Source organism: Pseudoalteromonas sp. CNAT2-18.1 (assembly GCF_022347865.1).
In the GTDB taxonomy this organism is placed as follows: Bacteria; Pseudomonadota; Gammaproteobacteria; order Enterobacterales; family Alteromonadaceae; genus Pseudoalteromonas; species Pseudoalteromonas ruthenica.
Genome location: NZ_JAKRFR010000006.1, coordinates 1 through 12306, shown reverse-complemented (window position 1 = coordinate 12306; position 12306 = coordinate 1). Strand labels below are relative to the sequence as shown.

At 46.1% G+C, this 12306-nt stretch carries 9 protein-coding genes, 7 tRNA genes and 1 rRNA gene; 13 read left to right on the top strand and 4 right to left on the bottom strand.

Going from position 1 to position 12306, the window contains the following annotated elements:
• Positions 1-15: 15 nt before the first annotated feature.
• The 3 genes from MHM94_RS13775 to MHM94_RS13765 all read right to left on the bottom strand — a co-directional run bounded on the left by MHM94_RS13775 (position 16) and on the right by MHM94_RS13765 (position 4028).
• Positions 16-450 (bottom strand): hypothetical protein, encoded by a 435-nt coding sequence (locus MHM94_RS13775; RefSeq protein WP_022944544.1) that lies wholly within the window; start codon positions 448-450, stop codon positions 16-18.
• Between the two features lie 116 nt (positions 451-566).
• Positions 567-1535: a cysteine synthase A gene (gene cysK / locus MHM94_RS13770; protein ID WP_235419635.1), complete on the bottom strand. Its 969-nt coding sequence runs from the start codon at positions 1533-1535 to the stop codon at positions 567-569.
• A gap of 132 nt (positions 1536-1667) precedes the next feature.
• The gene (locus tag MHM94_RS13765) at positions 1668-4028 is read right to left on the bottom strand and encodes a DUF5916 domain-containing protein (RefSeq protein WP_235419634.1); all 2361 of its coding nucleotides are present in this window, start codon (positions 4026-4028) and stop codon (positions 1668-1670) included.
• 208 nt (positions 4029-4236) lie between these two features.
• Here MHM94_RS13765 and MHM94_RS13760 point away from each other — a divergent pair, with 208 nt between their 5' ends.
• The 12 genes from MHM94_RS13760 to MHM94_RS13705 all read left to right on the top strand — a co-directional run bounded on the left by MHM94_RS13760 (position 4237) and on the right by MHM94_RS13705 (position 10093).
• Positions 4237-5388, top strand: coding sequence for a dicarboxylate/amino acid:cation symporter (locus MHM94_RS13760; RefSeq protein WP_022944541.1), 1152 nt, complete (start codon positions 4237-4239; stop codon positions 5386-5388).
• A 77-nt stretch (positions 5389-5465) separates the two neighbouring features.
• A complete protein-coding gene (uvrY, locus tag MHM94_RS13755; protein ID WP_022944540.1) occupies positions 5466-6116 on the top strand; it encodes a UvrY/SirA/GacA family response regulator transcription factor in 651 nt (216 codons plus the stop codon).
• A gap of 8 nt (positions 6117-6124) precedes the next feature.
• Positions 6125-7945, top strand: coding sequence for an excinuclease ABC subunit UvrC (gene uvrC, locus MHM94_RS13750; RefSeq protein ID WP_235419633.1), 1821 nt, complete (start codon positions 6125-6127; stop codon positions 7943-7945).
• A gap of 51 nt (positions 7946-7996) precedes the next feature.
• On the top strand, positions 7997-8548 hold the full coding sequence (gene pgsA / locus MHM94_RS13745; protein WP_022944538.1) for a CDP-diacylglycerol--glycerol-3-phosphate 3-phosphatidyltransferase: 552 nt from the start codon (positions 7997-7999) through the stop codon (positions 8546-8548).
• Between the two features lie 161 nt (positions 8549-8709).
• Positions 8710-8785: transfer RNA gene (locus MHM94_RS13740), tRNA-Gly, on the top strand.
• A gap of 9 nt (positions 8786-8794) precedes the next feature.
• A tRNA-Cys gene (locus tag MHM94_RS13735) sits at positions 8795-8868 on the top strand.
• A 35-nt stretch (positions 8869-8903) separates the two neighbouring features.
• Positions 8904-8990 (top strand) — tRNA-Leu (locus MHM94_RS13730).
• Positions 8991-9045: 55 nt separating this feature from the next.
• Positions 9046-9121 (top strand) — tRNA-Gly (locus tag MHM94_RS13725).
• Between the two features lie 38 nt (positions 9122-9159).
• Positions 9160-9246, top strand: a tRNA-Leu gene (locus tag MHM94_RS13720).
• Positions 9247-9301: 55 nt separating this feature from the next.
• Positions 9302-9377 (top strand) — tRNA-Gly (locus MHM94_RS13715).
• A 33-nt stretch (positions 9378-9410) separates the two neighbouring features.
• A tRNA-Cys gene (locus tag MHM94_RS13710) sits at positions 9411-9484 on the top strand.
• 300 nt (positions 9485-9784) lie between these two features.
• Positions 9785-10093 (top strand): hypothetical protein, encoded by a 309-nt coding sequence (locus tag MHM94_RS13705; RefSeq protein ID WP_235419632.1) that lies wholly within the window; start codon positions 9785-9787, stop codon positions 10091-10093.
• Positions 10094-10138: 45 nt separating this feature from the next.
• Here the strand turns inward: MHM94_RS13705 and MHM94_RS13700 are convergent, their stop codons facing one another.
• Positions 10139-11551, bottom strand: a complete 1413-nt coding sequence (locus tag MHM94_RS13700) for a sodium:alanine symporter family protein (protein ID WP_045978058.1) — start codon at positions 11549-11551, stop codon at positions 10139-10141.
• Between the two features lie 664 nt (positions 11552-12215).
• Here MHM94_RS13700 and MHM94_RS13695 point away from each other — a divergent pair.
• Positions 12216-12306, top strand: a 16S ribosomal RNA gene (locus MHM94_RS13695); the annotation flags it as partial.

Sequence of the window (12306 nt, the reverse complement as noted above, 5' to 3'; positions counted from 1 at the left end):
AAGCGGCCTTTTTTACTAACGACCGTAAGGGTCGGGGACAATCTCACTCACCAGCCAATCACCGCGTTCACGGATCATCTTCACACTGCGCATATCATCGACTTGGTTGCCATGAAAGTGCCCGGTGAATACTAAATTGATAGTAGCGCGGTCACCGTATTGTTGGCGAACACTCATCTCGGTACGGTCTAACTCAATGGTGACCTGATCATATTGTAAATTAACTAGGTTACGAGTGAATTGTGATGCCGTACCGTAGGAGCGCATAATACGCGCTAATTTTGGGGTCGCATATTGTGTGGCGCGCTCAAGGTTATCGTGGTTGTACAACGCATAGAAGTACTGAGTTGCCACGTAACCCGGAGAGTTAGGATCGCCTGTAATATCATCGTCGTTTTGGCCGCAGGCAGTCAATAAAAGTATCAGAGCAAGAAGTAAAGTACGTTTCATTCCACTGTATTTAATAAAGGCTATAAACTGGAATAAAGTGTGAGGGGCAATCGAAAATATGTAAAGAAAAAGGCGCTAAAGCGCCTTTTTTTCAGAATAAAGAATGGCTCTTGGCTTTACTGCTCAAGTTCCTGATCACTGAACTCACCAGCAAACAACGGACTTGAAAGGTAGCGCTCGGCAGAGCTTGGCAGAATAACCACGAAGTTTTTATCAGCATTCTCTGGCTTTTCAGCAAGACGCTTAGCAGCGACCACAGCAGCACCAGATGAAATACCAGCTAAGATCCCTTCGTTTTTCATCAGTTCATGTGCCATAGCGATGGCGTCATCATTACTGACTTGTTCAACCCCATCTAACAACTCTAAATCTAGGTTACCAGGAATAAAACCAGCACCAATACCTTGAATCTTATGGGGGCCCGGCTTGACCTCTTGACCTGCCATTGTTTGGCTGATCACTGGAGAATCCGTTGGCTCAACAGCAATAGATTGCACATTTAAGCCTTTCTCTTGCTTAAGATAGCGGCTTACGCCGGTGATAGTACCGCCAGTGCCGACACCAGCAATGAAGAAGTCGACTTCACCATCGAGTGCATCAAAGATCTCTGGACCCGTTGTCTCGAAGTGAATTTTCGGGTTAGCTGGGTTTTCAAACTGCTGTAACAGAATGTATTTATCAGGATCGCTGTCATGAATTTCTTTGGCTTTCTCAATCGCACCTTTCATGCCTTTAGGGCCTTCGGTGAGCACTAAATTAGCACCTAGCGCTTTGAGTAGCTTACGACGCTCCAAACTCATGCTGTTGGGCATGGTCAACGTCAACTTGTAACCTCGAGAGGCCGCAACGAAAGCGAGGGCAATTCCGGTATTTCCTGATGTTGGCTCGATAAGCTCTTTATCTTTAGTCAGTTGTCCTGATTTTTCCGCTTCCCAAATCATTGAAGCACCAATACGGCACTTGACGCTGAAGCTTGGGTTGCGAGCTTCTACTTTGGCATAAACATTACCACCGGTAACACGGTTAAGTTTTACTAACGGGGTGTTACCAATGGATAGGGAGTTATCTTCGTAAATCTTTGACATATTCAATACCTAACGGGTTTGTCGCTGTATACCCTCACTTTACTCACTGTTTATGAAAACTAAAGGAAAGATTGGCTATATGATATAGCCAATCAGTTATAACGAAGAGGTATATAAATGTAGTTTCTTATATCACAAAATCCAAGCGTAACTGAATTTTGCAAACAGTGTACGATTATCTTTTTCCAGCCGTGATAAGTCATCGTCCTGGTAGCCACTGTCTGAGTAACCTACAAACACCACAGACTGTGGATTGAGTTTATAAGAGTAGAGTAGCTGGGTGCTCAATGCTCGATAGCGCACATCCACTTCTTTAACGTAGCTACTGGGCTCGCGCTCGATGTCGGTATAAATCATGGTTAAACGCAAAAAGCTACGTAAATTAAATTGATAGGTTAAGCGCAAGTCACTTAAATTAGCGCTGAAGATGTCCTCACCTGAGCGACGTTGCAAATCCTCGTAGGTGTGGCGCAAGCGCAGCGCTAGATGCGAATTGATATTGTAATTCACAGTGGGGCGAATACGCACAAACTCACCCAAACGGTTATTGGCCAAATCAACCTTATTACCTTGCGTCACATCGATATCAGCAACAACACCGGCGCTGGGTTTGATGGACGCAAAGAGGTTTATTTCGTTTTCGTTGAAGCGCGCACTATTACCGTCGATTGCTAGGGATGATGGATCGGCTCGTAACCCACGCCGCTCTCGACTAATGGTGCCAAGCTCTAGATAACTTTGCCAGGGGCCGTCAAGTGAAACAAAGCTTTGCGCCTCTTTTTCTATTAACTCGCCTGCTTGGTTGTGGGTGATATCCCAATTTGCATACCATCGGGCGCGATTCCACCATGCGTCTTGCTCGGCGTACCAACGGTATTCACCACCGGTGGTAAACTTGTTGAAGTCAGTTTCACTAAGAAAGCCTAAATCCGCACGCAGTCCACGGCTGCGCATATGATAATTACCAAACAGGCTGTAGTATTTGGTGTCTCTATCCAAGCTTAAATAATACCCATAGCCATCATAGCGCTGCTCGTTCACACGTAGCAAAGCTTCCGAATAACTGCAGTCATAGCGGCTATCACAAGGTTGTGCGGGTGGCGCTTGGCAAGGTTCATCGGCATCACATAATTGCTCAATGAAGTCCTCACTATAGTCACTTTGCGATGCCAGAGCTTGCACCACCAAGGTGGTGAAGTCGTCAAACCGATATTTACTATCGATGCTCAGCATTTCGTTGTGGTAATCGTCACTGCGTCTGAACGTCGAACTGGCACCCAGGGAAAACGCACTACTGATATCGTAACGATAGCGCAGCGCCCCGGCTTGTGAATGTTGCTCTAAACTCACAACTCGAGAACCTAAATTACCCGGTATAAGCACATTGGTTTGCTCATCGTTACTGATAAATGCGGCCACGGTGTGGCCATTCTTGCTTCCGGTTAGTTTCGCTCCTGCGCCAGGCGCGGCGATATTTCGGGTATAAATTAAGTTTAAATTCGAAGCAAAATAGTCGGCATTATCTAAAAAGAAGCTGCGCTTTTCTGGGAAGAATAAGCTAAAGCTTTCATTGACGTTGAGCTGTGCAACATCGGCCTCTACTTGTGAGAAGTCGGGATTAACAGTGGCATTGAGCGTTAAATCTGGGGTGATCCCCCATTTCAGGTCTAAGCTTGGCTCAATGTTATCGTCTTTTTGCCAAGGCTTTAGGACCGCGCCATTGATGTCGCGTTGTTGCTGTTGGTTAAGCACCAAGGAGGGGACAACGGTGAGATTACTGCTTTGTTCGGCATTAGCAAAACCGTTCACTTGCGGCATTTGGCATATCCAGCAGTGATTACCATGGTCCAATTGCATACTTGAAAGGCGAAGGCGCTCATTTCGTGGATAAAAGCGCACTAACTCCATGGTCATGGCTTGGCTGCGTGGTGCGTCATCGAAGTTAAACATACGCATAGGTAAGGCTATTTCCACCTGGTATCCTTGAGCGGTGATATGGCCTGCGCTATCCCAAATGCCATCCCAGGCACTGTTTTCAGTTTTACTCAACTCATTTTCGATAGAGTCTTGTTGAACTCCAAGCGGATTGACAAAAAACTGATAGGCCAGCTTGGCACTGCCATAGGTGTCCAGTTTTATCCCTACTAAGTCATCATCCCAAGCGCTATCACGATCGCGATAAAAGGCACGAATTTCCTCTGGGTGGGGGTCCTCGGCGATAAACCCTAAATAGAGGGTATCGTCATTTTCATAAATCAGCGCGGTGGTACTCACCGGTGATGGTTTATTTTCATAGGGCCAAGTGATGTTATTTACACTGATGCGCTTAGCCTGTTGCCATTGCGGCTCATCCAAGCGACCATCAATAGTCGCTGCATCAGCGAGGTAGGGGATATTGAGTGCCGGCTGTGCCGTTTTAGCCAATACAATAAAGGGAGTAACGGCCATGGCTAAAACAGCAAGGCGACCTGCGAGAAAACGAGACAAAAGCACAACATGTCCAAGTGATGATTATTGATGGCGCTGTTGTAACAAGTTAGCAGGGTGTAAACAAAATATATTCGTTCAGTTGCGATTCAGTGCGAAAAACCGCACAGGTGCTCAATGATTAGACACTTAGCTTTATGCTCAGCGGTTTTTCCATACATTGATGGCAAAAAATGTTAAAACAGGTGGCATTATTCATTACTGCTAAACCATCATGAAACTAATACTTAAATTGGTTGCTGGCATTGTCCTTGGAATGCTAATCGGCGCCTTTGCACCGGAGGCTGTAGCACGGGCTTTGTATACTGCCAAAGTGCTTATCGGCGAGCTGATAGGCTTTACCATTCCACTTATTATTTTATTTTTTATTTGTTCAGGCATCGCTGGGCTGCCCAAAGGGGCGAATCATTTACTTGGCCGCACAGTAGGGTTTGCTTATGGTTCGACAGTGGTAGCAGGGACCTTGGCAATCATTGTTATGACTTGGGCCGCCCCTTATATAAGTGGTTCAATCAATTTTCATGGCGGTGAAGAATCGGCTCTGAGTAGCTTTATTGATATAGAGATACCGCCGTTGATGGGGGTGATGAGTGCATTAGTGGCGGCATTCGCCTTTGGCATAGGTATCAGTCAGCGTCAGCTGACACAGTTACAACAAGTGGTTGATCAAGGGAAAGAAGTGATTGACGGGTTACTCTCTAAAGTCATCATCCCAGCGTTACCATTTTATATTGCCGGGGTGTTCGCTGACATGACCGTTGCCGGCACCGTAGCCTCAACGTTACAAACTTTTGCCGTTGTCCTTGCCATCGCTCTGGTTATGCACTGGGTATGGCTAAGTGTGCTGTACATTGGCACTGGATTATTGTTAGGGCGCTCACCTTGGATGTTATTAAAGAATATGCTGCCCGCTTATTTAACCGCGCTTGGTACGATGTCCAGTGCCGCGACCATCCCGGTATCGCTCAAAGCCAGTAAAGATAATGGCGTAAAAGAACACATTGCTAATTTCAGTGTACCGCTATGTGCGACCATCCACCTCTCTGGCTCGACCATTACCATCGTCACCTGTGCCATGGCGGTGATGGCACTATCACCGACAATGGCGATAGGAAGCTTGACGGAAATGCTGCCATTTGTACTAATGTTAGGTATAGTGATGATCGCAGCCCCTGGGGCACCAGGCGGTGCGGTTATGTCGGCACTGGGGCTATTAACCAGTATGCTTGGGTTCACTGATGCAGCAATTGCATTAATGATCGCATTATATTTGGCTCAAGATAGCTTTGGCACGGCCTGTAATGTGACCGGTGATGGTATCATAGCATTGTGGGTTGACCGTTTTTCTGATAAAACAAGTGCTTGATTTAGGGTGTAAGAATAATACGTGTAGTTATTGTACAAAACAGCTGTAACTACACGTGTATAAAGAGGGTTTTCCTGTTGATTAATGTACTGCTAGTAGATGACCATGAACTGGTGCGTACCGGGATAAAGCGCATCCTTGATGATGTTCGCGGTTTTAAGGTTATCGGTGAAGCAAAAACTGGTGAAGAGGCGGTGCAGTTCTGCCGTCAAAATGAGCCAGACATCGTACTAATGGACATGAATATGCCGGGCATTGGCGGTCTCGAGGCCACGAAGAAGATCTGCCGTTACTGTCCTGATGTTAAAGTGATTGTGCTCACTGTTCATTGCGAAGACCCTTTCCCTAGTAAAGTCATGCAAATTGGCGCTCACGGTTACCTCACCAAAGGGGCAGGCCCTGAAGAAGTGGTTAATGCGATTCGCGCAGTGAACTCCGGTCAACGCTATATTGCGCCACAAATTGCTCAGCAAATTGCGTTGGCGCAGTTCAGTGGTCGTACCGACGAAAACCCATTTCAAACTCTCTCAGATCGCGAACTGCAAATTATGCTGATGATTACGCGAGGCGAAAAGGTGCAAAGCATCGCCGACCGATTAAATCTGAGCTCAAAAACGGTCAACAGCTATCGCTATCGTATATTCGAAAAACTGGCTGTGAACGGCGACGTGGAACTCACGCACTTAGCCATTCGCCATAAAATGATAGATATTGATAGCGACCACTGATCCTGGCTATGAGTTTTGCTGCCGACCAGTTTTTAAAAACGGTCTCTGAAGAACCCGGCGTATATCGCATGCTAGATAGTGAGCAGCAAGTGATATACGTAGGTAAAGCGAAAAACCTTAAAAAGCGCCTTTCAAGCTATTTTCGTAAAACGGGCCTCGATGCTAAAACGCAAGTATTGGTGCGTAATATTGATGATATCAATGTAACGCTGACCAATACTGAAACCGAGGCCTTGCTACTAGAAAATAATCTGATCAAGAAGTATCAACCTCGCTACAATATTTTACTTCGCGATGATAAGTCCTATCCGTACATTTTATTGACTAAGCATCAACACCCTAGATTAGCTTTCCATCGCGGTGCGCGTAAAATCAAAGGTGAATACTTTGGTCCCTTTCCAAGTGCTGGCGCCGTTTCTGAAAGTCTGCGTTTGATGCAAAAGTTGTTTCCCGTACGTCAATGTGAAGACAGCTACTACAAAGCACGCAGTCGTCCTTGTTTGCAGTACCAACTTAAACGCTGCAGTGCGCCTTGTGTTGGCAAAGTCAGTGATGAAGAGTACAGCGCCCAAGTAGACTACGTACGTAAGTTTCTCGGTGGCAAATCCCATGAGGTAATAAGTTCATTGGTGGCTAAAATGGAACACGCCAGTGAGCAACTCGCCTTTGAAAAAGCCGCCAAGTACCGTGACCAAATCCAGCTGTTACGTAAAGTACAAGAGCAGCAGTCAGTGTCCGGAAAGCACGCTGAGCTAGATGCCCTTGGTTATTGTCGCCGTAATGGCATGGTTGCGGTGCATATTCTCATGGTGCGCGATCACAAAGTGATGGGCAGCAAAACGTTGTACCCCAAAGTGCCAAAAGACTCCAGCGATGACGAAATTTTAACGTCTTTTATTGCCCAGTATTATTGTGCGCCAGGAGCGACTGGACGTATCGCGAAAGAATTGGTGCTGCCTTTTGCAATTGATGAGCAGCAACCGTTGAGCAATGCTATGAGTGAGCTTAAAAGCGCACAAGTAAAGCTCAATACAGTGCATCGTGGTGAACGTGCTCAGTATCTGCAGTTAGCGAACAAAAATGCCGACTCTAGCTTAGAGGTGCAGCAAAGCACGCAAGATGCTATCAATAAGCGCTACGCACTACTTAAAGAGGCGCTACACCTTGATGATATCGCTCGTATGGAGTGTTTTGATATCAGCCACACCATGGGTGAAAACACGGTGGCATCATGCGTGGTGTTTGACCGTCAAGGGCCCAATAAGAGTGAATATAGGCGTTTTAATGTCACCGGCATTACCCCTGGTGATGATTATGCCGCGATGGCCTTTGCGCTCAATAAACGGTATGGCAAGCTGACTGACGAGAGCAAGATCCCGGATGTCATTTTTATTGACGGTGGTAAGGGACAATTGAACCAAGCCGTGGCGTTTTTTAGTGATTGGTCGTTTGCAAAAATGCCCTTGCTTGTCGGCGTCGCTAAAGGCACTAGCCGAAAGCCAGGTTTAGAAACGTTATTGATTGATGCCGGGCGAAAAACCGTATCTCTTGGCAGTGATTCACCGGCGTTGCATCTTATTCAACATATTCGTGATGAGTCACACCGTTTTGCCATTGCTGGACACCGCAACAAGCGCCAGAAGCAGCGTAATCAATCAGTGCTTGAGGAAATCGGTGGCGTAGGGCAAAAGCGTCGCCAAGCTCTGCTAAAATACCTCGGTGGTATGCAAGGCGTGAAAAGCGCGACAATTGAGCAGCTCAGCCAAGCGCCAGGGATCAGTCCCGCGATGGCGGAAAAGATATTTAACCATTTGCATGACAAGGCATAGCCCTTCGTGCGAATATTACTGAAAAGAAAACGCTAAGAACGCCTAGTAGTTATGTGGAACATTCCCAATACCCTAACAGCCTTTAGGTTGTGTTTAATCCCAATTTTTTTATTTATCTTCTATCTACCAAGTCAATGGGCGTTTTTCGCAGCAGCATTTGTATTTTGGCTAGCGTCGATCACCGATATCCTTGATGGCTATCTAGCTCGGCGTTTAAATCAGTCGACGCCGTTCGGTGCGTTTTTAGACCCTGTTGCCGATAAAGTAATGGTCAGTGCAGCCCTGGTGGTGTTAGTTGGCCACTATCAAAGTGCGTGGATGACCGTACCGGCGTTGATTATTATCGGCCGCGAAATAGTGATCTCGGCTTTAAGAGAGTGGATGGCGGAGCAGGGTAAGCGTGGTGAGGTAGCGGTATCCCAACTTGGTAAGGTGAAAACAGCGGCGCAAATGCTCGCCATTATTGGCCTGATTTGGCAATTTCAGCCTTGGATGGTGACCTTGAGTTATATTCTATTATACATAGCGACTATTCTGACCTTTGGCTCTATGGTGCAGTATCTCATGGCTGCGCGCCATAGCTTCTTCGCTAAAGAAGGCTAAATGTATAATAACACGCCGTTTTAGATAAAAATTAAGCAAACGATTCAAAACCCATATTTTTTGTATTGACGCGTTTAATAATCTCTGTAGAATGCGTCGGTGTTGAGAGGGCGCTAGCCCAGCACTGCTTTAACTAAACGTTATAAACAGTGTTCAATGATGCGAGTATAGCTCAGCTGGTAGAGCGCAACCTTGCCAAGGTTGAGGTCACGAGTTCGAACCTCGTTACTCGCTCCAATCATTGATGGCGGAATGGCAGAGTGGCCATGCAGCGGATTGCAAATCCGTCTACCTCGGTTCGACTCCGGGTTCCGCCTCCATATCTCAACGTTTCCACACGCGTATAGCAACCCGAGCCCGGGTGGTGGAATTGGTAGACACAAGGGATTTAAAATCCCTCGCTGGTAACAGCGTGCCGGTTCAAGTCCGGCCCCGGGCACCATTTGCTAACATTGCTTCGGCAATGAGTATAAGTTAGCTCTTATACAGTTAGGATTGCGAGTATAGCTCAGCTGGTAGAGCGCAACCTTGCCAAGGTTGAGGTCACGAGTTCGAACCTCGTTACTCGCTCCAATCTACTTAACGTGTGTATGACAGCATGTCAGCCATCCGCCCGGGTGGTGGAATTGGTAGACACAAGGGATTTAAAATCCCTCGCTGGTAACAGCGTGCCGGTTCAAGTCCGGCCCCGGGCACCATTTTCTCGCATTGCTTCGGCAATGAGTATAAGGTGGCACTTATATATTTAGAATTGCGAGTATAGCTCAGCTGGTAGAGCGCAACCTTGCCAAGGTTGAGGTCACGAGTTCGAACCTCGTTACTCGCTCCAATTCTTAATAACATGCTAAAATCATATCTCTACGGCGGAATGGCAGAGTGGCTATGCAGCGGATTGCAAATCCGTCTACCTCGGTTCGACTCCGGGTTCCGCCTCCATAATAAATCCCTTTTTACTTACAGTTATTTTGTATATTGGCATTCAGTTTAATGTCGTGGCCGTTATACAAGTGAAACGGATATTCCTACTTTTTCCTAGTATTGTCTTGTTGTGCTCGTGCACCGCAGTTAAATTTAACCCACGTTATGAGCAGCAGCAGTGGCATACTGTGATCGTTGCGCCATTTAGCGGAGACAGTAGCGAGCGCACAGTAAACAAGCGTGTAGATTAGCAATTGAGCACGCTCGCTGGGATCACTGTTATCCATAGTTACAACGTCGATATGCTGCTTAAACAGCATGATTTGCAAAGAGCAATATGAGCAACACTCGCGAGAAGTGCTTTTTGAACTGGCTAAAAAGGTGAACGCGGACGGTGTGATAGAGGGGGAAGTGATTAGCAATCATGCCAATCGCTCTCAAGCTTTCCATCAAGTTGAGATCACTTCGCGCATCGTTGATACCAATAACTTAGCAATAGTAGCAACCAGCTATGAGCAAAACAGTGCACTGATCGGCTCGCTGAATGAGCTTTCTATGCAAAGCACTGACGAAATAGTTGCTGAGCTAAAAATAGCACTAGCAAAACTAGGGGCACAGCTGCCTTAAATACAAAAAAGGAGCGTGAAGCTCCTTTTTTGTTACCAAGCGTTTTTACCAAGAGTCGGGGTCGACTTCTTGTGCTAACTTGGGGTGTTTGTTTTTATCAAAGGTGGGTACGACACCTTGTTTTCGTTGTTGTTGGTAATCCTTACTCAGCCAAATCACGACGCCCGAAAGCATAAACAATGCAATGACATTAATAATGGCCATCATTCCCATTGAGATATCGGCGAGGGTCCATACGAGCTTTATCTCACCTAAAGAACCAAACATCACCATAGCCAATACCAAGGCGCGGAAAATCAGCATACCTTTCTCGTGATTATGTTCTAAAAATAACAGGTTAGTTTCTGCGTAAGAGTAATTTGCAACAATGGAAGTAAAGGCAAAAAATAAGATGGCAACGGCTACAAAAATAGCGCCCCATTCACCAACGTGTGTAACTAAAGCATTTTGTGTAAGAGCGATCCCAGTCAAGCCAGAGCCTGGGGCCAGCTGCCCTGAGAGCAATATAAGCGCGGCGGTGGCGGAGCAGATCACTATAGTATCGATAAACACCCCTAACATTTGTACGTAACCTTGGGATGCAGGATGCGGTGGGTTGGGGGTAGCTGTTGCCGCTGCATTAGCCGCACTACCCATACCAGCTTCGTTAGAGAATAAGCCGCGTTTTATGCCTTGGATCATCGCCTGCATGACTCCATAGCCAATGGCACCCGCTCCGGCTTGCTCAATACCAAACGCATGGTTGATAACGACCATAAAAACCTGAGGAAGCTGCTCAAGATTAACCGCGCACACATATAGTGCTAGCACTAAATAAGCCAGTGCCATAAAGGGCACAACCAATTCTGCAAAGCGAGCAATGGTTTTTAAGCCACCGAATATGACAAAGCCAGAACCGATAACTAAGGCGATGCCGACAACGTAATTGGGGATAGCAAAGGCCTCATTAAAAGCCGCCGCAATAGAGTTTGCTTGTACGGCATTGAACACCAGACCAAACGCAAGAATTAAGCATAATGAAAAAGCAACGCCCATCCAGCGTTTACCCAAGCCTTTTTCCATGTAGTAGGCCGGACCACCACGAAAATTGCCGTGTTCATCCTTCACTTTATACGCTTGGGCTAATGTGCTTTCGGCAAAACTTGTGGCCATACCAATTAAAGCAATAAGCCACATCCAAAATATCGCACCGGGACCACCTAAATACAGAGCAACACCCACCCCGGCCATATTGCCGGTGCCAACGCGTGCAGCAAGTGACGTACAAAATGCTTGGAATGAGGATATCCCACCTTGCGCGCCTTGACGGCTGTTAAACATAACCTTAAAAGTATGGCCAAAGTCTCTAAATTGAATAAAGCCCAATCGCACAGTAAAGAATAGGCCAGCAGCGATTAGCAAATATACCAGCACATGCCCCCAAATAAGGCCGCTAATAGTATTAGCGATTTCGGTCATAACACGTGTACCTTTAGTTAGTATGAGAATAGCGCGGCAATCTAGCACATAGGTCGCGAGATTTTTAGTGAATTAGGGTATATAGATAAAAGAGCCACATAATCGGTTAGTTTATGTTCGAAAAGCAGGGTTATCCACAGAGTTTTGTGGGTAAGTGGTGGTTAAGTTGTGGGGAGTGTCTTGAGGTAATATTTTTTGCTGTTTTATTTAAAAAAGGGGTTGCGTTGATTTTGTTTCTCCCTATAATGCGCTCCCACTGACACGGCAGACAGCAACGGATAACGAGCTAAACGCGGTGTTAGGCAGTCAAATAAAACTTAGTTTAAAGCGAATTAAAAAACTTAAAATTAAGTGTTGACACAAAATCAGGAAAGCGTAGAATGCGCAGCCCTGAACGGGAGTAAAGCTTCCGAGGCGAAAGCCTAAAACGTTCTTTAAAAATATGAAGCAATCATCTGTGTGGGCACTCGTACAGATTGAGTTCTAACAGCCGATTTCAGTTTCACTGAATGACGCAAACAAATTTAGAGTCTCAATTGAGCTGAGTGACCAACGGAATAAATTTAATTTATTCAGCACAGTCAATTCGATATCGACAGATATCAAAATCAGTATTCATTGAGCTGAATCTTCGCCTTTCATTAGGTAGAGAATAAAAAACTTTTAATTGAAGAGTTTGATCATGGCTCAGATTGAACGCTGGCGGCAGGCCTAACACATGCAAGTCGAGCGGAAACGAAGAGGTGCTTGCACCT